This window comes from Lacinutrix venerupis, from assembly GCF_001971745.1.
Classification (GTDB): domain Bacteria; phylum Bacteroidota; class Bacteroidia; order Flavobacteriales; family Flavobacteriaceae; genus Lacinutrix; species Lacinutrix venerupis.
In genome coordinates, this window is sequence record NZ_CP019352.1 from 674,938 (window position 1) to 698,921 (window position 23,984).

The following is a 23,984-nucleotide window of genomic DNA, read 5'->3' on the forward strand; positions in this document are numbered from 1 at the left end:
AAATAATAATTTTAATAAGATCTAAAAAAAGAATCTCTTAAAGAGGTTAATAAAAAATAAATTAAGAAGTAATTCAATTATATAATATGTCATCAAACAAGAAATACTGGAAAAGTGTTGAGGAGCTAAAAGATAGCTCTATTGTTGAGACGCTAAAACAAAACGAGTTTGTAAATGAAATTCCTACAGATGAGTTTCTTGGTAACAAGGAGACATTAGAAGGTTCTTCTACAACGCGTCGTGATTTCTTAAAATACGTCGGCTTTAGTACAGCTGCAGCTTCTCTAGCTGCTTGTGAAGGGCCAGTAATTAAATCAATTCCTTACGTAGTTCAGCCAGATTCTATTATTCCTGGTGTTGCAAATTATTATGCAACTTCAATTGCAGATGGTTTTGATTTTGCAAGTGTTTTAGTGAAAACTAGAGAAGGTCGTCCAATTAAAATTGAAAACAATAATCTTGCAGCTACCGATGGTGGTGCAAATGCAAGAGTTAATGCTTCTGTTTTAGGATTATATGATAGTTTAAGGGTGCAAAGTCCAATGAAAGGTGAAAGCGCTATTTCATGGTCAACTTTAACTTCAGAAACCACTCAAAAATTAAATGCATTAAAAGGTAGTGGAAAGCAAATTGTTTTATTAACACAAACTTTTGCAAGTCCATCTACATCTAAGCTAATTTCAGAATTTAAAGAAAAATATGGCAATGTAAACCATGTGATTTATGATGCTGTTTCAGAGTCTGCTGCATTAGATGCCTTTCAAGCAAAATACAACGAGAGAGGTTTAGCAGATTATGATTTTTCATTGGCAGCAACTATTGTTGGTTTTGGTGCAGATTTTTTAGGTGATTGGCAAGGAGGAGGTTTCGATTCTGGGTATTCTCAAGGACGTGTTCCAACAAATGGAAAAATGTCTCGTCATATTCAGTTCGAATCTAATATGTCTCTTGCTGGAGCAAATGCAGATAAGCGTGTGCCTTTAACACCAACTCAGCAAAAATTAGCTTTAGCGAAATTACACAGTTTAATAGTTGGTGGAGCTTTTTCAGGAAGCCTATCGCCAGCAATAGAAAAGGCAGTTCAAGATGCAGCTTCAGAGTTAAGAAAAGCTGGAAGTGCAGGAGTTGTAGTTACAGGTATTCAAGATGTAAATGCACAAACGGTTGTTTTAGAAATTAATGAAGCTTTAAGTAGTAAAGCATTCAATCCTAAAAAACCAATTAGAACAAGACAAGGAAATGATAAAGCAGTTACAGCTTTAGTTGCAGATATGAAAGCAGGTAGAGTTGGTGCTATTATTATGAGTGGAGTAAATCCATTATATACATTACCAAATGCTTCAGAATTTGCTGAAGGATTAAAAAACACTGATTTATCTATTACTTTTTCAATGAAGGTAGATGAAACAGCTTCTGCAACACAATACGTTGCTGCTGCTCCTCATTATTTAGAAAGTTGGGGAGATGTAGAGTTTAAAAAAGGTCATTATGGTTTAATTCAACCAACTATTCGTCCTCTATTTGATACTAAGCAGTTTCAAGAAGCTCTACTACTTTGGATAGGTAGTGATGTTAAATATAGCGATTACGTTAAAAACGTTTGGAATACTTCAATTTTAGGAGGAGCATCGTTTAATCAAGCATTGCATGATGGTTCATTTATATCTAAAAGTTCTGGAGATCTAATTGAAGATACAACAGAAGTTTCTGAAGATGAAATGGTATCACCTTCTGGAAATGCTGCTAGAGCTTTAGCCGCTAGTGCTACTTCAAAAGGAATGGAACTTACTTTATATACTAAAGTAGGAATGGGAGATGGACAGCAGGCTAACAATCCTTGGTTACAAGAATTTCCGGATCCAATTACTAGAACCTCTTGGGATAATTATTTAACAGTATCTGCAGCAGATGCAAAAGCGTTAGAATTAATAAACGAACACGAAGCTACAGGTGCATTAAATGGTAGTTATGCAGATATTACTGTAAATGGAAAGACCATTACTGTTCCTGTAATTATTCAACCAGGTCAAGCTAAAGGTTCAGTTGGTTTAGCATTAGGTTATGGTAAAAAAGCTGGTTTAAAAGAAGAAATGCAAACTGGAGTAAATGCTTATGCATTATATAACGGTTTCAATAATATACAAAATGTAACTGTAACAAAAGCAGCTGGACTACATGAGTTCGCTTGTGTTCAATTACAAAATACTTTAATGGGTCGTGGAGACATTGTTAAAGAAACTACATTAGAGATTTTTAATACTAAAGATAAATCGCATTGGAATGCAGTTCCTATGGTTTCTTTAAATCATGAAGAAACTCCAGTTACTTCTCCTGACGTAGATTTATGGGATGAATTTGATCGTTCAATAGGACATCACTTTAATTTATCTATAGATTTAAATGCCTGTACAGGTTGTGGAGCTTGTGTTATTGCTTGTCATGCAGAAAACAACGTTCCTGTTGTAGGTAAAGAAGAAATTCGCCGTAGTCGTGATATGCATTGGTTACGTATTGATAGATATTATTCTTCTGAAGAATCTTTTGAAGCAGATGATGCTAAAAAAGAAGGATTTAGTGGTTTATTTGGAGATAATGGTTCTTTAGGTGGATTTGGTGAATTAGAAGTTGCTGCAGATAATCCGCAGGTAGCCTTTCAACCAGTAATGTGTCAGCACTGTAATCATGCTCCTTGTGAGACTGTTTGTCCAGTAGCAGCAACATCACATGGCCGTCAAGGTCAAAACCATATGGCGTATAACCGTTGTGTAGGTACAAGATATTGTGCAAACAACTGTCCTTATAAGGTACGTCGTTTCAACTGGTTCTTATATGCTGGTAACGATGAGTTTGATTATCATATGAATGATGATTTAGGGCGTATGGTTCTTAATCCAGATGTAACAGTACGTTCTCGTGGTGTAATGGAAAAATGTTCTATGTGTATTCAAAAAACACAAAAAACAATTCTTGACGCAAAACGTGATGGACGTGTTATTAAGGATGGTGAATTCCAAACAGCATGTTCTGCAGCTTGTGGAAGCGGAGCAATGGTATTTGGAGATATAAACGATAAAGAAAGTAAAGTTGCAAAACTTTTAAAAGACGATCGTATGTATCACTTATTAGAAAGTGTTGGTACTAAACCTAATGTTCAGTATCATACTAAAGTGAGAAATACGAAAGGATAAAAAAAATTAATTAACGAACAATTATAAAAGGATTATGGCGTCTCATTACGAAGCACCTATTAGAAGACCTTTAGTTACAGGCAATAAATCGTATCACGATGTTACCGTAGATATTGCGGCACCTGTAGAAGGAAAAGCCAATAAACACTGGTGGATTGTATTTTCAATTGCATTAGTAGCTTTCCTTTGGGGAGTTGGCTGTATGGTTTACACAATATCTACAGGAATTGGAACTTGGGGATTAAACAAGACCGTTGGTTGGGCTTGGGATATTACTAACTTTGTTTGGTGGGTAGGTATTGGTCACGCAGGAACATTAATTTCTGCAGTACTATTACTTTTCCGTCAAAAATGGAGAATGGCAATTAACCGTTCTGCAGAAGCAATGACAATTTTCTCTGTTGTCCAAGCAGGATTATTTCCAGTTATTCACATGGGACGTCCATGGTTAGCTTACTGGGTATTACCAATACCAAACCAATTTGGTTCTCTTTGGGTAAACTTTAATTCTCCTTTACTTTGGGATGTATTTGCAATTTCAACGTACTTATCTGTATCATTAGTATTCTGGTGGACAGGTTTACTTCCAGATTTTGCAATGTTAAGAGATAGAGCAATTAAACCCTTTCAAAAGAAAATATATAGCTTATTAAGCTTTGGATGGACAGGAAGAGCTAAAGATTGGCAACGTTTTGAAGAAGTATCTTTAGTACTTGCAGGTTTAGCAACACCATTAGTACTTTCTGTACACACTATTGTATCGTTTGATTTCGCAACATCTGTAATACCAGGTTGGCATACAACTATATTCCCACCATACTTCGTTGCAGGTGCAATTTTCTCTGGATTTGCAATGGTAAATACACTTCTTATCATTATGAGAAAAGTGTGTAACCTTGAAGATTATATTACTGTTCAGCATATTGAATTAATGAATATTGTAATTATGCTTACTGGTTCTATAGTTGGTGTAGCTTATATTACAGAGTTATTTGTAGCTTGGTATTCTGGTGTAGAATACGAACAATATGCGTTTTTAAATAGAGCAACTGGACCATATGCTTGGGCATATTGGGCAATGATGTCTTGTAATGTATTTTCTCCTCAGTTTATGTGGTTTAAAAAGTTACGTACAAGTATTATGTTCTCTTTCGTAATTTCAATTGTTGTAAATATTGGAATGTGGTTTGAACGTTTTGTAATTATTGTAACATCATTACACAGAGATTATTTACCATCATCTTGGACAATGTTCTCTCCAACCTTTGTTGATATTGGGATTTTTATTGGAACAATTGGATTCTTCTTTGTATTATTCTTATTGTACTCAAGAACATTCCCAGTAATAGCTCAAGCCGAAGTAAAAACAATATTAAAATCTTCTGGAGATAAATATAAAAATCTTAGAGATTCAGGTCAAAGCTTAATGGGAACAGGAGCAGACGAAAGAACTTCTGTTTATTCTTTAAAAGAAGAAACAACGTTAACACCAACTTTTGCAAAAGATGATGTTAAAGTTAGTAACCTATTAGATGGCGTAGGAAGCTTTGATCCAGCAACACAAACTGCTGATGATTTAAAAGTAATTAATGGAATTGGTCCAAAAATGGAGCAAACATTAAATAGTATTGGAATATTTACTTTCGCACAGGTTAGTAAAATGACAAATAGAGAATATACATTGTTAGACGAAATTACAGGTTCTTTTCCAGGAAGAGCAGAACGTGATGATTGGTCTGGACAAGCTAAAAAATTAATAAACTAAAAGTAGCATATGGAAACTTCAGACAAAGTAATTCACGCTATTTATAACGACGATGATGTCTTAATGGCAGCTGTTAAAACGGTAAAAGCTAAAAGATTTCACATTGAAGAAATATATACACCATTTCCTGTTCACGGACTGGACAAGGCAATGGGATTAGCGCCAACGAGAATTGCAATCGCAGCATTTATGTATGGTTGTGTAGGATTAACAGTAGCTACTATTATGATGAATTTCATTATGATAGAAGATTGGCCACAAAATATTGGTGGAAAACCAAGTTTTAGCTATTTAGAAAACATGCCAGCATTTGTACCAATTATGTTCGAATTAACGGTATTTTTTGCAGCGCATTTAATGGTAATTACTTTTTACTTACGTAGTAGAATGTGGCCATTTAAAAAAGCTGAAAACCCAGATCCAAGAACTACAGATGACCATTTCTTAATGGAAATTCCAGTTAATCATGGAAATGAAAGAGAATTGCACGATTTATTATCTAAAACAGGTGCAGTTGAAATAAACGTAGTAAATAATACGCATTAATTTTAAACAATGAAGAGTATTTTTAACATAACATTATTAGCGCTGATATTAATATCTACTGTGGCTTGTAAAAAAGATTCGAGACCTAATTACGAATACATGCCTAACATGTACGAATCAGTTCCATACGATACATATCAAGAATCTGATGCTTTTGCTAATGGAGTAGAAGCACAGTTACCACCAGAAGGAACAATTTCTAGAGGTTATACTCCTTTTGATATTGAAAATTCAACAGAAGGATACGAAGAAGCTAAAGCAAACTTTAAAAGTATTTTAGATTCTACTCAAGTAGACCATGCTAGAGGAAAGGTTTTATACGACATATATTGTGGTATTTGTCATGGAACAAAAGGAGATGGACAAGGTAATCTTGTAAAAAGAGAAAAAATTCTTGGAATACCAAGCTACGATGATGCTGGTAGAGCCATTACCGAAGGTAGTGTTTATCATACAATATATTATGGTAAAAATGCAATGGGTTCTTACGCAAATCAATTAAATAATGAAGAGCGTTGGCAAGTAGTTTCATATGTTATGAAATTGAAATCAGATTTAGAAAAATAAGATTTAGTTAAAGATTATATAATGGAATACAAAATTTCAAATAGACTAAGATTAACTGCAATCATTTTAATGGTCGTTGGAGCATTAGGTGTTGGCTTTGGTTTTATAAATTCAAATAAATCATTTGAAGAAGTAGAAACAATGTTAGCTAATGAATCTCACCATGGAGGTGGGCATGGAGAAGCAGCAACTCAAGAACACGGTGTACATCATGTTGAAGCAACTGCGCATGGAGCAAGTAAAGCAGATCACGCTACTAAACAAGATAACTCACATGATAGTGGACATGAAGTAGTAGATGAACATACTAAACATGTAAATCATGTAATGCATGCAATGCATAATAGACCATGGTCTGCATTTTATGTAGCAGCATTCTTTTTCATGATGATTTCTTTAGGAGTATTAGCTTTTTATGCTATTCAATATGCATCTCAAGCTGGTTGGTCTCCATTATTACTTAGAGTAATGGAAGGAATAACAGCTTACTTATTACCAGGAGCTTTAATTGTATTATTAATTGCTGCATTATCTCACTTTATTGGGCATAACAGTATATTTGTTTGGATGGATCCAGATGTAGTAGCTCATGATAAGTTAATACAAGGTAAAACAGGTTGGTTAAATGTCTGGGGCTTTATTATTAGAGGTTTAGTTTTTATTGCTGGATGGGCATTATACAGACATTTTTCTAGAAAGTTCTCTATAGCACAAGATAAAGCAGATGATAATAAAAACTTTAAAAAGACATTTCGTATATCGGCAGCCTTTTTAGTATTTTTTATCTATACAGAATCTATGATGTCTTGGGACTGGATAATGAGTGTTGATCCACACTGGTTCTCAACATTATTCGGGTGGTATGTATTTGCAGGTATGATGGTTTGTGGTGTAACTGTAATTGCTTTTATTACAATGTACTTAAAAGGAAAAGGTTTACTACCACACGTAAACGACAGTCATTTGCATGATTTAGCAAAATTTATGTTTGCTTTTAGTATCTTTTGGACTTATTTATGGTTCTCTCAATTTATGTTAATTTGGTATTCAAATATCCCAGAAGAGGTAACATATTTTGTAACAAGAATCGAAGACTATAAATTACCATTCTTTGGTATGTTAGCTATGAACTTTATCTTTCCATTATTATTATTAATGAATAGCGATTACAAACGTGTTCCTTGGTTTATTGTTATGGCAGGTGTTGTAATATTAGCAGGTCACTATATTGATGTATTCAACATGATTATGCCAGCAACAGTTGGAGACCAATGGTACATAGGAGTTCCAGAAATTGCATCAATGTTATTCTTTGCAGGATTATTTATCTTTATTGTGTTTACAGCGCTTACAAAAGCACCATTAACACCATCAAGAAATCCATTTGTTAAAGAAAGTGAACATTTTCATTATTAATAAATTCAATAAAGAAGAACGACAACAATGACGGCTTTATTATCAATTTTAGTATTAGTATTTATTTTAGTTGCCATTTGGCAAATGGTTAAAATTTTCGATTTAACCCAACTTAGTTCAACAGCACCTAATGATCAGGTCGCAAACGATAAGGATAACAAGATTAATGGTTACTTAATGATAGGATTTTTAATCTTTATCTACGTAATAACTATTGTATGTTTTGTTAAATGGGGAGACTTACCATTAATGTCTAATTCTGCTTCAGAGCATGGCCCAGATATAGATAGTTTAATGATTATTTCTATGATTATTATTTTCATAGTACAAACATTAACTCAATTTTTATTACACTACTTTGCTTTTAAATATAGAGGTGAAAAAGGTAAAAAGGCATTATTTTATGCTGATAATAATAAATTAGAAGCTATTTGGACAATAATACCTGTAATAGTTTTAGCAATATTAATTATTCAAGGTTTATTTACATGGACAACAATAATGAATGTTAATGAAGAAGAAGATCCATTAATTATTGAATTATATGCACAACAGTTTAACTGGAAAGCACGTTATGGAGGTGAAGATAATACTTTAGGTAAGGCAAATGTTAGATTAATTGATATTGATCGCGCTAATATATTAGGTGTTGATGAATCAGATCCAAATGCACAAGATGATATTATTACTACAGAGTTGCACTTACCAGTTGGACGTCCAGTCTTATTTAAAATGCGTTCTCAAGATGTATTACACTCTGCTTATATGCCACATTTTAGAGCTCAAATGAACTGTGTTCCAGGTATGATTACTCAATTTGGTTTCACTCCAACTGTAACTACTGCAGAAATGCGTGATACACCAGAGATGAAAGACAAAGTAGCTAACATTAATAATATTAGAGTTGAAAAATCTAAAGAATTAGTAGCCAATGGTGAAGAAGCTTTAGAACCTTACACATTCGATTATTTATTATTATGTAATAAAATTTGTGGTACATCTCACTACAATATGCAAATGAAAATAATTGTAGAAACTCAAGAAGAATATGATGCTTGGATTAAAACACAAAAAGCATTTAAAAATTCTCTAGTAAATAATTAATTTAAAGATTATAAAGATATATAGATTATGTCAGCACACGCAGATACTCACGACGCTCACGACGATCACCATCATAAAGAAACATTTATAACTAAATATATATTTAGTCAAGATCACAAGATGATTGCCAAGCAGTACCTAATTACTGGTACTATTATGGGAGTTATAGGTGTAATAATGTCATTAATGATGCGTATGCAAATTGCATGGCCAGAAGAGCCTAATGTAATTTTTCAAACATTATTAGGAAAATGGGCACCAGAAGGTGTTATGGATGCAGATATTTACCTAGCATTGGTAACAATTCATGGTACAATAATGGTATTTTTTGTACTAACAGCAGGATTAAGTGGTACTTTTAGTAATTTATTAATCCCATTACAAATTGGAGCGCGAGATATGGCTTCTGGATTCCTTAATATGGTTTCTTATTGGTTATTCTTTATTTCTAGTGTAATCATGGTATTATCTTTCTTTGTGGAAGCCGGTCCAGCAGCAGCAGGTTGGACAATTTATCCACCGTTAAGTGCTTTACCAATGGCTCAAGGAGGTTCTGGAGCGGGTATGACGATGTGGTTAGTTGCTATGGCTATATTTATTGCATCTTCATTATTAGGATCACTAAATTATGTTGTTACAGTAATTAATTTACGTACTAAAGGTATGTCAATGACGAGGTTACCATTAACTATATGGGCATTCTTTGTTACGGCTATAATAGGTATAATATCTTTCCCTGTTTTATTATCTGCAGCTTTACTTTTAATAATGGATAGAAGTTTTGGAACTTCTTTCTTCTTATCAGATATTTTTATACAAGGTGAAGTTTTACACTATCAAGGTGGATCTCCAGTATTATTTGAACACTTATTTTGGTTCTTAGGTCACCCTGAAGTATACATTGTATTATTACCGGCATTAGGTATTACATCTGAAATTATTGCAACTAATTCTCGTAAACCTATTTTTGGTTACCGTGCTATGATTGCCTCAATTTTAGCAATTGCTTTCTTATCAACAATTGTTTGGGGTCACCATATGTTTATTTCAGGTATGAATCCATTCTTAGGTTCTGTATTTACATTTACAACTCTATTAATTGCTATTCCATCGGCTGTAAAAGCATTTAACTATATTACAACACTTTGGAAAGGTAATCTTCAAATGAATCCAGCTATGTTGTTTTCAATTGGTTTAGTTTCTACTTTCATTACAGGTGGTTTAACAGGAATAATTCTTGGAGATAGTGCTTTAGATATTAATGTTCACGATACATATTTTGTAGTAGCTCACTTCCATCTAGTAATGGGAATATCAGCTCTTTATGGAATGTTTGCAGGTATATACCACTGGTTCCCAAAAATGTATGGCCGTATGTTAAATAAAAACTTAGGATATATTCACTTTTGGGTAACAGCAATATGTGCTTACGGAGTATTTTTCCCAATGCACTTTATCGGAATGGCAGGTTTACCAAGACGTTATTATACAAACAGTAACTTCCCTTTATTTGATGATTTACAAGATGTAAACGTTGTAATTACTGTGTTTGCTTTAGTAGGAGGTGTTTTTCAATTAGTATTTTTATACAACTTATTTAGTAGTATTTTCTTTGGAAAGAAAGCAACTCAAAACCCATGGAAATCTAACACAATGGAATGGACTACACCAGTGGAACACGTTCATGGTAATTGGCCTGGAGAAATACCAAGTGTACACCGTTGGGCATACGATTATAGTAAGCCTGGTCAAGATGAAGATTGGGTATCTCAAATTGTACCACTTAAAGAAGGTGAAGAGGAATTACAACATTAAATTCCTTTAAAAATAAGAAGTCTTATAAATTTTATATAATAGCCTATCGTTAATCGATAGGCTTTTTCTTTATATTTGTTTATACAAATTACAAGCAAGTAAATTTAACAGCCTCTGTATTTCAGAATTATATTAAAAATTTTACCGCTTTTGCCGAATATAAATATGAACGAAAACTTAAATCCAACAAACGATAACTTTTCACCTGAGGAATTTGATATTGAAAAAACGTTAAGACCATTATCCTTCCAAGATTTTTCTGGTCAAGATCAAGTGTTGGAAAACTTAAAAGTTTTTGTAGAAGCAGCAAATCAAAGAAACGAAGCTTTAGATCATACTTTATTTCATGGTCCTCCAGGTTTAGGTAAAACTACGTTAGCAAATATATTAGCAAACGAACTTAATGTAGGCATTAAAGTAACATCGGGTCCTGTTTTAGATAAGCCAGGAGATTTAGCTGGATTATTAACAAACCTTGATGATAGAGATGTATTATTTATAGACGAAATTCATAGATTAAGTCCAATTGTAGAAGAATATCTTTATTCCGCTATGGAAGATTATAAGATAGATATAATGATAGAATCTGGGCCAAATGCAAGAACTGTTCAAATAAATTTAAACCCATTTACACTTGTTGGCGCGACAACTCGATCAGGATTGCTAACAGCACCTATGAGAGCGCGTTTTGGTATACAAAGTCGTTTACAATATTACTCTACCGAATTATTGAGTACTATTATACAACGAAGCGCACAAATATTAAATGTACCAATATCTATGGAAGCAGCTATAGAAATAGCAGGTAGAAGTAGAGGGACACCAAGAATAGCAAATGCATTGTTAAGACGTGTTAGAGATTTTGCGCAAATAAAAGGAAACGGAAATATAGATATTAAGATAGCAAAATTTAGTCTAGAAGCATTAAATGTAGATGCATATGGTCTAGATGAAATGGATAATAAAATTCTTTCAACTATAATAGATAAGTTTAAAGGAGGACCAGTTGGTGTTTCTACTATTGCAACAGCAGTAAGTGAAAGTTCTGAAACAATTGAAGAAGTTTACGAGCCTTTTTTAATTCAACAAGGCTTTATTATGAGGACACCACGAGGAAGAGAAGTTACAGAATTAGCTTATAAACATTTAGGAAAAATTAAAGGACCAACACAAGGAGGTTTGTTTTAATGATAAATAACAAAGCTAAATACACAAGTCTTATTAAAACCGAAGCCAAACGCCTCGGTTTTTTATCTTGTGGTATAAGCAAAGCAGAGTTTTTAGAAGATGAAGCACCACGATTAGAAAATTGGCTTAATAAAAACATGAATGGTGAAATGCGGTATATGGAAAACCATTTCGATAAGCGTTTAGACCCAACAAAACTAGTTGAAGATTCTAAAAGTGTTATTTCTCTATTGCTTAATTATTACCCAGAAGAAACTCAAAAAGATAATAAAGCACCAAAACTTTCGAAGTATGCTTATGGTAATGACTATCATCATGTAATAAAATCAAAACTAAAAACGCTTACGCACTTTATACAAGATACAATTGGAGAAGTAAGCGGAAGAGCTTTTGTTGATTCTGCACCAGTTTTAGATAAAGCTTGGGCGGCAAAATCTGGATTAGGCTGGATAGGTAAACATAGTAATTTACTAACACAGCAAGTAGGATCATTTTATTTTATTGCAGAATTAATTATCGACTTAGATTTAGAGTATGACACAATAGTTTCAGACCATTGTGGTACTTGTACAGCATGTATAGACGCTTGTCCAACCCAAGCAATTGTAGAACCTTATGTGGTAGATGGAAGCAAATGCATAAGTTATTTTACAATAGAACTCAAAAATGAATTGCCAAACGAGATGAAAGGTAAGTTTGATAATTGGATGTTTGGTTGCGATGTTTGCCAAGATGTGTGTCCATGGAATAGATTTTCAAAAGCGCATAATGAACCATTATTTAATCCGCATCCAGAACTTTTAGGTATGTCTAAAAAAGATTGGGAAGAAATTACCGAGGATGTATTTAAAAAAGTGTTTCAAAAGTCGGCAGTAAAAAGAACTAAGTATTCTGGTTTACAGCGAAATATAAATTTTTTAAAATAAATTTATATATTATTGATATGATTTACATTTTTTTTCGACTAAATAAAATTAATTAAAAAAGATAAACTTTAAATGAAAACATCAATTAAACTATTAAGCCTACTTTTTGTGTTAAACATTTCTGCTTGTAAACAAACAAGCAAAAAAGAATTAAATATTAACGAGGAAACAGAAACAGCACAAAGTGTAGAAAATGAATATAAAATACCAAAATCTTGGATTGAGACAAGAGTTGCTAATGCTAATAAAAGATTAAACGCAACAGAAGCGGGTAAAGTTTTATGGGACGCAATGGAAGCTCACGGAGGTTTAGATAAATGGTATGGAAATGGTTATTTTTCTTTACGTTTTAATTATCAACCTGTAAATGGAAAAGGTATTAGAGATTCTTATCAAACTATAGATACTTGGAGTAATAAAGCAAGGCATAATAGTATAACAGATCCTACATCTATTTTTGGTTGGGATGGAAAAGAATCGTGGATTAAAGCAAAAGACAGTACTTCTTTTGCATATGATACAGCATTTTGGGCATTAACACCATTGTATTTCTCAGGTCATCCTTTTGTTTTAGATGGAGAAGGTGTAAATCTCGAATTATTACCAGAAACAGTGTTTCAAGAAGAAAAACAAAAAGTAATAAAAGCAACATATAATGCAGGTACTGGTTCTGCACCAGACGACTATTATATTCTATTTATAAATGCGAAGACAAATCAAGTTGACGCCATAAAATATATTGTTTCCTATCCAAAATATTTTCCAGAAGGAGGTCATGCACCAGAAAAAACCACAGTTATTCAGGGAAGAACAGAGGTAGATGGAATTGTTTTTGCAACAGGCTTTAAAACATATTGGTCTACAGAAAAACAAAATGAGTTAGGAGAGTATATAACAAAAATAGATGTTAGTGATATAAGTTTTTCTCCTACTGTAGAAGAAGGGTTTTTTTCTAAACCAGACGGAGCAGTAAGTTTAGATTAAATTCATATCAAATAAATTATAATTAGAATAGGCTTAACAATAAAATTGTTAAGCCTATTTGTTTTTTAATAAGAAAAGTAATTTTTAATATAAAAAGTTTAATTGCTATAAAGATATTTTTTTTCATCATTCCTTTTCTTTCAAAAAGATTACATTTGTAAGTCAGAGTAAAAGCTAAAATATGAGCAAACAAAGCAAAAGAAGAGAAGCCTTAGTATACCATGCTAAACCAACTCCAGGAAAGATAAAAGTTGTTCCAACTAAAAAATATGCATCGCAAAGAGATTTGGCGTTAGCCTATTCTCCAGGTGTAGCAGAACCATGTTTAGAAATTGAAAAAGATGTAAACAACGCATATAAATATACAGCTAAAGGTAATTTAGTAGCTGTAATCTCAAATGGAACAGCAGTATTAGGCTTAGGAAATATTGGTCCTGAAGCCTCAAAACCAGTAATGGAAGGAAAAGGCTTGCTGTTTAAAATTTTTGCAGATATAGATGTTTTTGATATTGAAGTTGATACTGAGGATGTTGAAGCCTTTATAGCCACAGTTAAAAATATAGCACCAACTTTTGGAGGAATAAATCTTGAAGATATTAAAGCTCCAGAAGCTTTTGAAATAGAAAGACGTTTAAAGGAAGAATTAGACATTCCTGTAATGCATGACGATCAACATGGTACTGCAATAATATCTGCAGCAGCATTATTAAATGCATTAGAACTTGCAGACAAAAACATTGGAGATGTAAAAATTGTAGTTAGTGGAGCAGGAGCAGCAGCTATTTCATGTACACGTTTATATTTAGCCTTTGGTGCAAAGCGTGAAAATGTTGTAATGTTAGATAGTAAAGGAGTAATTAGAAATGATAGAGATAATTTAACAGCACAAAAAGAAGAATTTGCAACACATAGAAAAATAGACACGCTTGATGAAGCCATGAAAGATGCCGATGTGTTTATTGGTCTTTCAACTTCAGATATAGTATCTCCAGAAATGTTATTATCTATGGCTAAAAATCCTATTGTTTTTGCGATGGCTAATCCAGATCCAGAAATAAACTACCAATTAGCAATAGATACTAGAGACGATATAATTATGGCTACAGGCCGTAGCGACCATCCTAATCAAGTAAATAATGTACTTGGTTTTCCATTTATTTTTAGAGGAGCTTTAGATGTTCGTGCAACAAAAATTAACGAAGCCATGAAAATGGCAGCAGTTAAAGCATTAGCAAACTTAGCTAAAGAGCCAGTTCCAGAACAAGTTAATATTGCATATAATGAAACCAGATTAACTTTTGGAAGAGAATATATAATACCTAAGCCATTTGATCCAAGATTAATTGGAGAAGTTCCACCAGCTGTTGCCAAAGCAGCAATAGATAGTGGTGTTGCTTTAGAGCCAATTTTAGATTGGGAAAAGTATAAAGATACATTATTAGAACGTTTAGGTAACGATAACAAAATAATTAGATTACTCTTAAGTAGAGCAAAATCTCAGCCTAAACGTGTTGTATATGCAGAAGCAGATCATATAGATGTTTTAAAAGCAGCTCAAATAGTTCATGATGAAGGAATTGCAGTACCTATTTTATTAGGAAGAAAAGAAGAAATAGAAAGGCTTAAAGAAGAAATTGAATTTGATGCCGATGTTTTAATTATCGATCCAAAAACAGATGAACAAGTAGAGCAGAAAAATAAATATGCCGAAGTATACTGGAAGCAACGTAAACGTAGAGGAGTCACGTTGTTAGAAGCTCAAAAGTTAATGCGTGAACGTAATTATTATGCTGCAATGATGGTTAATGAAGGAGATGCAGATGCTTTAATTTCTGGATATTCTCGTAGTTATCCACAAGTTGTAAAACCTATGTTAGAACTTATAGGTTTAGCACCTGGTTCTACTAGAATTGCAACAACTAATGTTATGATGACAGAGCGTGGACCAATGTTTTTAAGTGATACATCTATAAACATAAATCCAACAGCTAAAGATTTAATTAAGATTGCGCAAATGACATCTGGTGTAGTAAAAATGTTTGGCTTAACGCCAGTAATGGCCATGACGAGTTTTTCAAATTTTGGATCTTCAAAAGACCAAACAGCAACAAAAGTTCGCGAAGCAGTATCTTATTTACATAGAAGACATCCAGATTTGTTAGTCGATGGTGAATTGCAAACAGATTTTGCTCTAAATAGTAAAATGCTTCAAGATATATTTCCATTTTCAAAACTATCTGGACATAAAGTAAATACACTTATTTTCCCAAATTTAGAATCTGCAAACATTACTTATAAATTATTAAAAGAATTAAATAAAGCAGAATCTATAGGACCTATTATGATGGGATTACGTAAGCCAGTACATATTCTTCAATTAGATGCTAGTGTAGATGAGATTGTGAACATGACAGCTATTGCAGTTATAGATGCGCAACAAAAAGGAAAACAAGCATTAATGAGCCAAAAAAACCAATAGTTTATAGTCGTAGAATTTTATTACATTTGAGGGCTTAACAAATAATTGTAAATGATTACACATATTAAGGGGAAATTAGTGGAAAAAAATCCAACTGATGTTGTTATAGATTGCAATGGTGTTGGTTATTTACTCAATATTTCTATGAATACATTTTCTCAAATCCCAAATCAAGAAAATGTACAATTATTTACTCATCTTCAAGTAAAAGAAGATTCTCATAGTCTTTATGGTTTTTATACAAAAGGAGAACGTGAAGTGTTTAGATTACTTATTTCGGTAAGTGGTATTGGTGCCAATACAGCAAGAACAATGTTATCTTCTTTAACACCAAAGCAAATTCGCGAAGGCATTGCAACCGAAGATGTTGCACTTATTCAATCAATTAAAGGTATAGGAGCAAAAACAGCACAACGTGTTATTATAGATTTAAAAGATAAGATTATTAAAATTTACGATATAGACGAAGTTTCTGTTAATAAAAACAATACAAGTAAAGAAGAAGCGTTATCTGCTTTAGAAGTTCTTGGTTTTGCAAAAAAACAAGCCGAACGTGTGGTAGATAAAATAGTTGCTGCCCAGCCAGACGCTACAGTAGAAGCCATAATTAAACAAGCTTTAAAAAATTTATAGTAGATTTTGAATACAACTAACCTATACTTTCATAAATCAATTAAGCACAATTTACTTTTAGTAATAACCTTATTACTATCTTTTAGTGTTTTTGCACAAATTACTCCAGACCCAACAGTAGAAAATGATAGTGTAAAAACAGGATTTAGTTTCTCAAATATAGAAATGCCTAATCCTAATAGTATAACTTCAATGTATACATACGATCCAGAAACAGATCGTTACGTGTATACAGAATCAGTTGGGAATTTTAATATAAACTATCCAATTATTCTAACGCCTAAAGAATATCAAGATTTAATATTTAAAGAGAATTTAAAAAATTACTATCAGGAAAAAATTGATGCAACAGATGGTAAAAAAGATACATCCGAAGAAGCAAAAAAGAATTTACTACCAGAATTTTATGTAAACTCAGGCTTTTTTGAAACAATTTTTGGAGGTAATACTATAGAAGTCGTACCACAAGGTTCTTTAGAAATGGATTTAGGGGTGTTGTTTACTAAGCAAGATAATCCTTCGTTTTCTCCAAGAAATAGGAGTAATTTTACTTTTGATTTCGACCAACGTATAAGCTTAAGTTTATTAGGTAAAGTGGGAGAAAGGCTTCAGGTTACGGCAAATTACGATACCGAAGCAAGTTTCGATTTCCAGCAATTAGTGAAATTAGAATATGATCCAACTTTTGGAGGTGGTGAAGATTCTATTCTTCAAAAATTAGAAATAGGAAATGTTAGTATGCCATTAAATAGTTCTCTTATCTCTGGAGCACAAAGCTTATTTGGTGTAAAAACAAAATTACAATTCGGGAAAACATCTGTTACTGCTGTTTTTTCAGAACAAAAATCAGATACAAGGTCAGTAGTTGCCCAAGGTGGAGGAACTCTAGATGAATTCGATTTTTTTATTCGCGATTACGATGAGAATAGGCACTTTTTCTTAGCTCAGTACTTTAGAAATAATTACGATAAAGCTTTAGCAAATTATCCATTTATAAATACAAATGTTCAAATTACAAGAGCAGAAGTTTGGATAACTAATAGAAGTAATCGTACAGAAAACGTAAGAAATATTGTAGCACTTCAAGATATTGGGGAGTCAGAAATAATAGGAAATGCAGGAGTTGTTGTAACAGCAGGTCCAGGAGCTTTTCCAGATAATGCAAATAACCGTTTAGATCCAACAAATATTGGTGGACCAGGTTCCCAAATAACAAATGCAATTAGAGATATTGCAACAGTACAAGCTGGTATTTTAATACCGGGTTTCAATGAAGGTTTTGATTATGCTAAATTAGAAAATACAAGAAAACTTGTAGAGGGTCAAGAATATACTATAAATACACAGTTAGGTTACATTTCTTTAAATCAGCGTTTAAATAATGACGAAGTTTTAGCTGTAGCGTTCCAATATACAGTTGGAGGTCAGGTTTACCAAGTTGGTGAATTTGCAAACGATGGAATAGGTGCAACCGATGTAGAAACTAACAGTAATGGAGACGTAACAAGTGTTACAAATAACAATTTAATACTAAAACTTCTTAAAAGTAGTATTACATCTGTATCTCAGCCTATTTGGGATTTAATGATGAAAAATATTTACGATACTGGAGCTTACCAATTAAGTCAAGAAGATTTTAAATTAAACATTTTTTATAACGAATCTGCACCATTAAACTTTATTACGGCTGCAGAAGGAAGTGGTGGATTTGGAACAGATTTTGAAGGCGAACCAATAGATCAAACAACATTATTACGCTTATTTAATTTAGACAGATTAAATTATAACAACGATCCACAAACTAATGGAGATGGTTTTTTTGACTTTGTTTCTGGAATTACGGTAATACCAGAAAACGGAAAAATTGTTTTTACTAAAGTAGAGCCTTTTGGACGCTATTTATTCGATGTTTTAGATAATGATGGTAATCCAGGCAACAATGTTACAGATTACGAAGCAGATACTTATACTAACTTAAATCAAGAAAAATACGTTTACGATTTATTATATAAAGGAACAAAAACAGCTGCTTTAGACGAAGTTGAGAAAAATAAATTTCAACTTAAAGGACGTTATAAATCCTCTGGAGGAGATGGAATAGCAATAGGAGGTTTTAATGTGCCAAGAGGATCTGTTAAAGTAACAGCTGGTGGCCGAGTGCTTGTGGAAGGTGTAGATTATACTGTAAATTATCAATTAGGGCGTGTACAAATTTTAGACGAAGCTTTAAAAGCATCAAACACACCTATACAAGTTACTACCGAAAACAATTCAATATTTGGCCAGCAAACAAAACGTTATACAGGTTTAAATGTAGAACATCAGTTTAATGAGAATTTTTTAATTGGTGCTACATATATTAATTTAAACGAAAGACCAATAACTCAAAAAGCAAACTACAATAGCGAACCAATTAATAATACAATATTAGGCTTTAATGGTAACTATTCTACAGAAGTTCCTTTTTTTACTAGATTAGTAAACAAGTTACCAAATGTCGATACAGATGCTCCATCTAATTTATCTGTTCGTGGAGAATTTGCTTATTTATTACCTGGAGCGCCAAAAGGTACAGATCTTAATGGAGAAGCAACTGCTTACATTGATGATTTTGAAGGAAGTCAAAACGGTATCGATTTAAAATCTGCTCAATCTTGGTTTTTATCAAGTCGTCCTTTAGAAATAAACGGAACAACCGCAGCCGATGCATTTAGTGGTATTAGAAATGGTTATGATAGAGCATTATTAAACTGGTACACTATCGATCCTATATTTTACAGTGGTCAAAGACCTTCAGGTATAGACGACGACGATATTTCTAATTTATATACTTCGCGTGTTTTTGTTCAAGAATTATTTCCTCAACAAGATATTGCACAAGGACAAACAACTGTTTTAAATACTTTAGATTTAACATATTATCCAACCGAAAGAGGACCATATAATTTTAGTGATACAAATATAGAACCAGATGGTAATACTATATCTACACCAACAAATGCTTGGGCTGGAATTACAAGACAATTAACTTCTACAGATTTCGAACAATCTAATGTAGAATATATTGAATTTTGGATGCAAGATCCATTTCAAGATAACCCAACAAATCCTGGAGGAAAACTATTTTTTAATTTGGGGAGTATTTCAGAAGATGTTTTAAAAGATGGTAAAAAGCAATATGAAAATGGATTACCAACAGATGGCAATGTTAGTTTACTTCAAAGTGATATAACACCATGGGCAATACCACAAAATCAAGCTTTAATATATGCATTCGATTCTACAGGAGGAGAACGTACTAATCAAGATGTTGGTTATGATGGTTATGATGATTTAGAAGAAAAAAACATTACAGACCCAACAATAAACCCTAATAACCCAACACCAATTCCATCAAATATTTCGGCGTTACCAGATCCATCTGCGGATAATTACCAATACTACTTAAGTGCAGAAGGAGATATTTTACAACGCTATAAAAAATATAATAATGTACAAGGAAACTCTCCAGATACATTTAGTGATACTAATAGAGGTTCTACAACACAACCTGATGTAGAAGATATAAATAGAGATAACACAATGAATACCATTGATAGTTATTTTGAATACGAATTAGAAATAACTCGTCAAAACTTACCTTTAAATAGCACTAACGAAATTACTGCAGCAAATCCAATAGGAGAATTTATTAAAGATGTAAAAATTAGAAATAGATCATTACCAAATGGAGAAACAGAACAGGTAAGGTGGTATCAATTTAGAGTACCAGTCGAAGGAGAGCATGTAGTAGCTAGAAATGGTATAACAGATTTACGTTCTATACGTTTTGCTCGTATATATTTAAATGGTTTTTCAGAACAAACAACATTTCGTTTTGGAACTTTAGATTTAGTTCGTAGCGATTGGAGACGCTATCAATTAGCATTAGATGGAGGAGCAACACCTTCAGATTTTGACGATACAGAATTTACAGTAGGAGTAGTAAGTACTCAAGAAAATGAAGGAAGTTATGAGTCTCCACCAGGTATTGTACCAGAACGTTTAAATAATAATAATACTATTATAGATCAAAATGAGCAATCTTTAGTTGTAAATGTTTGCGAATTAAAACCTAAAGATGCAAGAGCTGTATATAAAAATATAAGTGTAGACATGAGGCAGTATAAACGTTTAAGAATGTTTATGCATGCAGAAGAAGGTGAAATTCCAGGATTATTAGGAGATAAAGATCTTATTGGTTTTATAAGAATGGGTAATGATTTAACACAAAACTATTACCAAATAGAAGTTCCATTAAAAGTATCAACAGGAACCACTAGTGCTGCTTTATGGCCAACAGAAAACGAAATAAATCTACCATTAGAACTTTTAGAGCAAATAAAATCTTTAGGAATTGCAAATGGAACACTAGCAAACGATAATCCTACATTTTACGACGTTATTAATGGAGCGCCAGTAGAAATACCATTTTCATCACAATTCGATGGTTATGAGTTAGGTCAAACAAGATTAGCAATAAAAGGAAATCCTAATTTTGGAGATGTAAGAACTTTAATGGTTGGTGTAAAAAACGGTTCTACTATAGAGCAATGTGGAGAAGTTTGGTTTAACGAGTTACGTTTGTCTGATATGGACAACGAAGGTGGTTGGGCAGCAATAATGAGTGTAGATTCAAATTTTGCAGACTTTGCAAATGTTAGTGCAACAGGTAGGATGAGTACAGCTGGATTTGGTTCTGTAGATCAAGGTCCACAAGAAAGAAGTAGAGAAGAAGTTAAACAATATGATGTAGTTACTAATGTAAACATAGGACAGCTTCTGCCTAAAAAATGGGGAATTCAGTTGCCATTTAATTATGGGCAAGGTGTAGAATTAATTACACCAGAATACGACCAACAATACAAGGATTTAAAACTTCAAAATAGAATTGACGCTGCCGAAACTACAGAGGAAAAAGATGCAATAAGAGAACAATCAGAAGAATATACTAAAAGAAGAAGTATTAATTTTATAGGTGTTAGAAAGGTTCGAACTGGAGAGTCAAAACCTCGATTTTATGATGTAGAAAACCTAACATTTAACCATTCTTATAACAAAGTAGAACATCGTGATTTTGAAATTGAACGTTCTATAGATAAGCAAGCAAGAACAGGAGCTAGTTATGCATATAACTTTGAGCCTAAAATATTCGAGCCTTTTAAAAAGAACGACTCTATTTTTACCAATAAATACTGGAAATTGTTAAAAGACTTTAACCTTAATTTATTACCAGCAAGCTTTACTGTAAATACAGATATTAATAGGCAATTTAATAGACAACGCTTTAGAGACGTAGAATTAGGAGGCAATAATATTGGATTGGAAGAGTTGGTGAGACGTAATTATAATTTCGATTTTCAATCTACAGTTAATTGGAATTTAACTAAATCACTGTCTCTTAATTTTGCAGTAGCCAATAATAATATTGTAAGAAACTATTTTAAAGATAATATTATTAATGGAGAGCAGGATCCAAGTAGAGATGTTTGGGATGGCTATTTTGATGTTGGAGACGCCAATAGACGTTCGCAAACATTAGGAATAAATTACGAAATTCCTTTTAATAAATTTCCAGCACTAGACTTTGTTAGCGCAACCTATTCTTACCAAGGTCTTTATCAATGGCAAAAAGGATCAGATTTATTTGGAGATTTAGTAGCAGATGATGGTTTAACCTACGATTTAGGAAATTCAATATCTAATGGTAACACGCATAATATAAATTCAACATTAGATATGCGTAAATTTTATAAATATCTAGGTATTAAAAAGAAAAGAGTAGTAAAAAACAGTAACAAAGTTAGTAGAGTTTCTGGTGCTACACCTCCAGGAACAGTTAAAAAAGAAGAAGCTAAAAAACCAGAGGCTAAAAAGAGCAGTGGTGTAGGAACAGAAATAGCAAATTTTGGAATAGGTCTTTTAACATCTATAAAACGAATTCAAGCAAATTACTCTGAAAACAATGGAACCTTTTTACCAGGTTTCTTAGATACGCCAGGTTTCATAAGTACTTCTAAGCCAACATTTGGTTACACATTAGGAAGCCAAAGCGATATTAGAGATATAGCAGCAAGAAATGGTTGGTTAACAGTATTCCCAGACTTTAATCAGCAATACACAAAAAATCATACCAAGCAACTTGATTTATCAGCAAATTTAGAACCTATTAACGACTTAAAAATTGATTTAGTAGCTTCAAGAACTTATGCTGAAAATTATACCGAAAATTATAGAATAGAAGACAATCAATACATTTCTTTAACACCAAATGTATTCGGGAACTTTAATATTTCAACATTTACATTACCTACAGCTTTTGGAAAGAGCGACGATATTAGTTCGGAGGCTTTTGATGCTTTTAGAGAAAATAGATTAACAATAGCTAGAAGGTTAGCAGCGCAAAATGGAGCTAATGTTAACGATGTTGATGCAGATGGTTTTCCATTAGGTTACGGGAAAACTAGTCAAGCGGTATTGTTGCCAGCTTTTTTAAGTGCCTACACAGGACAAAATGCCGAGAAAACTAAATTAGGTGCTTTTAGAAATATTCCAATTCCAAATTGGGATATAAAATACACAGGATTAATGAAGTTTAATTGGTTTAAAAAACGATTTAAACGTTTATCATTATCTCATGGTTATCGCTCAAGTTATACAATTAATCAATTTAGAACAAACCTAGATTTTAACGGTGTAGATTATAGTTTACCTTATGCATCACAACCAGCAGATGATATTGATCAGGCAGGTAATTTTAAAAATGCAGAACTATACAGCAATATTAATTTAACAGAATTATTTAGTCCATTAATTAAAATAGACATGGAAATGAAAAACTCTGTAATTGTTGGAACAGAAATTAGAAAAGATAGACTATTATCTTTAAGTTTCGATAATAATTTAATGACAGAAATTCAAGGTAATGAATATGCTATTAAATTAGGATATAGATTTAAAGATGTAAGAATTAAAACTAAATTAGCTGGGCCTAAAAAGTCTATTGTAAGTGATCTTATAATGGAAGCAAACCTTTCAGTAAGAGATAACAAAACAATTGTAAGATATTTAGATTTAGAAAATAATCAAATAACAAACGGACAAACAATTTATGGTTTAAAGTATAATGCCAATTACTCTTTTAGTAAAAACCTAACAGGTATTTTTTACTTCGATTATACTTTTTCAGAATATGCAATATCTACTGCTTTTCCACAAACAACTATACGCTCAGGGATAACCTTAAGGTATAATTTTGGTAACTAAATAACATACCATTTTTCTGTTTGAAAAGCCAAAGCAATTAAATACATTTGTAAAAATTTTAAAAAATA

General features: G+C 32.5%; 13 protein-coding genes. All 13 read left to right on the forward strand.

The window, feature by feature from the left end; genetic code table 11:
- Positions 1–86 precede the first annotated feature (86 nt).
- Complete coding sequence (locus tag BWR22_RS03025; RefSeq protein WP_076731960.1) at positions 87–3,188, forward strand: TAT-variant-translocated molybdopterin oxidoreductase; 3,102 nt, start codon at positions 87–89, stop codon at positions 3,186–3,188.
- Between the two features lie 34 nt (positions 3,189–3,222).
- Positions 3,223–4,953: an NrfD/PsrC family molybdoenzyme membrane anchor subunit gene (nrfD, locus tag BWR22_RS03030; RefSeq protein WP_076731961.1), complete on the forward strand. Its 1,731-nt coding sequence runs from the start codon at positions 3,223–3,225 to the stop codon at positions 4,951–4,953.
- Between the two features lie 9 nt (positions 4,954–4,962).
- A complete protein-coding gene (locus tag BWR22_RS03035) occupies positions 4,963–5,499 on the forward strand; it encodes a DUF3341 domain-containing protein (protein ID WP_076731962.1) in 537 nt (178 codons plus the stop codon).
- A 9-nt stretch (positions 5,500–5,508) separates the two neighbouring features.
- Complete coding sequence (locus tag BWR22_RS03040; RefSeq protein ID WP_198033389.1) at positions 5,509–6,066, forward strand: c-type cytochrome; 558 nt, start codon at positions 5,509–5,511, stop codon at positions 6,064–6,066.
- 21 nt (positions 6,067–6,087) lie between these two features.
- Positions 6,088–7,482, forward strand: coding sequence for a quinol:cytochrome C oxidoreductase (locus BWR22_RS03045; protein ID WP_076731963.1), 1,395 nt, complete (start codon positions 6,088–6,090; stop codon positions 7,480–7,482).
- A 27-nt stretch (positions 7,483–7,509) separates the two neighbouring features.
- Positions 7,510–8,586, forward strand: a complete 1,077-nt coding sequence (locus BWR22_RS03050) for a cytochrome c oxidase subunit II (RefSeq protein WP_076731964.1) — start codon at positions 7,510–7,512, stop codon at positions 8,584–8,586.
- Positions 8,587–8,613: 27 nt separating this feature from the next.
- Positions 8,614–10,401, forward strand: coding sequence for a cytochrome c oxidase subunit I (locus tag BWR22_RS03055; RefSeq protein WP_076731965.1), 1,788 nt, complete (start codon positions 8,614–8,616; stop codon positions 10,399–10,401).
- A 165-nt stretch (positions 10,402–10,566) separates the two neighbouring features.
- Positions 10,567–11,589, forward strand: a complete 1,023-nt coding sequence (ruvB, locus tag BWR22_RS03060) for a Holliday junction branch migration DNA helicase RuvB (RefSeq protein WP_076731966.1) — start codon at positions 10,567–10,569, stop codon at positions 11,587–11,589.
- The gene (gene queG / locus BWR22_RS03065; protein WP_083678191.1) at positions 11,589–12,515 is read left to right on the forward strand and encodes a tRNA epoxyqueuosine(34) reductase QueG; all 927 of its coding nucleotides are present in this window, start codon (positions 11,589–11,591) and stop codon (positions 12,513–12,515) included. Before ruvB ends, queG begins: the two co-directional genes overlap by 1 nt.
- Positions 12,516–12,587: 72 nt before the next feature.
- Positions 12,588–13,499 (forward strand): hypothetical protein, encoded by a 912-nt coding sequence (locus BWR22_RS03070; protein WP_076731967.1) that lies wholly within the window; start codon positions 12,588–12,590, stop codon positions 13,497–13,499.
- Between the two features lie 181 nt (positions 13,500–13,680).
- The gene (locus BWR22_RS03075) at positions 13,681–15,978 is read left to right on the forward strand and encodes an NADP-dependent malic enzyme (protein ID WP_076731968.1); all 2,298 of its coding nucleotides are present in this window, start codon (positions 13,681–13,683) and stop codon (positions 15,976–15,978) included.
- Positions 15,979–16,029: 51 nt separating this feature from the next.
- Positions 16,030–16,611 carry a Holliday junction branch migration protein RuvA gene (gene ruvA, locus BWR22_RS03080; protein WP_076731969.1) on the forward strand — a complete coding sequence of 194 codons (582 nt, stop codon included), beginning with the start codon at positions 16,030–16,032 and terminating at the stop codon, positions 16,609–16,611.
- Positions 16,612–16,617: 6 nt separating this feature from the next.
- A complete protein-coding gene (gene sov, locus BWR22_RS03085; RefSeq protein ID WP_076731970.1) occupies positions 16,618–23,916 on the forward strand; it encodes a T9SS outer membrane translocon Sov/SprA in 7,299 nt (2,432 codons plus the stop codon).
- Positions 23,917–23,984 lie beyond the last annotated feature (68 nt).

Excerpts from the sequence above, each read along its gene's own strand:
- BWR22_RS03025 (WP_076731960.1), top strand. The coding sequence starts at position 87 with ATGTCATCAAACAAGAAATACTGGAAAAGTGTTGAGGAGCTAAAAGAT.
- nrfD (WP_076731961.1), top strand. The coding sequence starts at position 3,223 with ATGGCGTCTCATTACGAAGCACCTATTAGAAGACCTTTAGTTACAGGC.
- BWR22_RS03035 (WP_076731962.1), top strand. The coding sequence starts at position 4,963 with ATGGAAACTTCAGACAAAGTAATTCACGCTATTTATAACGACGATGAT.
- BWR22_RS03040 (WP_198033389.1), top strand. The coding sequence starts at position 5,509 with ATGAAGAGTATTTTTAACATAACATTATTAGCGCTGATATTAATATCT.
- BWR22_RS03045 (WP_076731963.1), top strand. The coding sequence starts at position 6,088 with ATGGAATACAAAATTTCAAATAGACTAAGATTAACTGCAATCATTTTA.
- BWR22_RS03050 (WP_076731964.1), top strand. The coding sequence starts at position 7,510 with ATGACGGCTTTATTATCAATTTTAGTATTAGTATTTATTTTAGTTGCC.
- BWR22_RS03055 (WP_076731965.1), top strand. The coding sequence starts at position 8,614 with ATGTCAGCACACGCAGATACTCACGACGCTCACGACGATCACCATCAT.
- ruvB (WP_076731966.1), top strand. The coding sequence starts at position 10,567 with ATGAACGAAAACTTAAATCCAACAAACGATAACTTTTCACCTGAGGAA.
- queG (WP_083678191.1), top strand. The coding sequence starts at position 11,589 with ATGATAAATAACAAAGCTAAATACACAAGTCTTATTAAAACCGAAGCC.
- BWR22_RS03070 (WP_076731967.1), top strand. The coding sequence starts at position 12,588 with ATGAAAACATCAATTAAACTATTAAGCCTACTTTTTGTGTTAAACATT.
- BWR22_RS03075 (WP_076731968.1), top strand. The coding sequence starts at position 13,681 with ATGAGCAAACAAAGCAAAAGAAGAGAAGCCTTAGTATACCATGCTAAA.
- ruvA (WP_076731969.1), top strand. The coding sequence starts at position 16,030 with ATGATTACACATATTAAGGGGAAATTAGTGGAAAAAAATCCAACTGAT.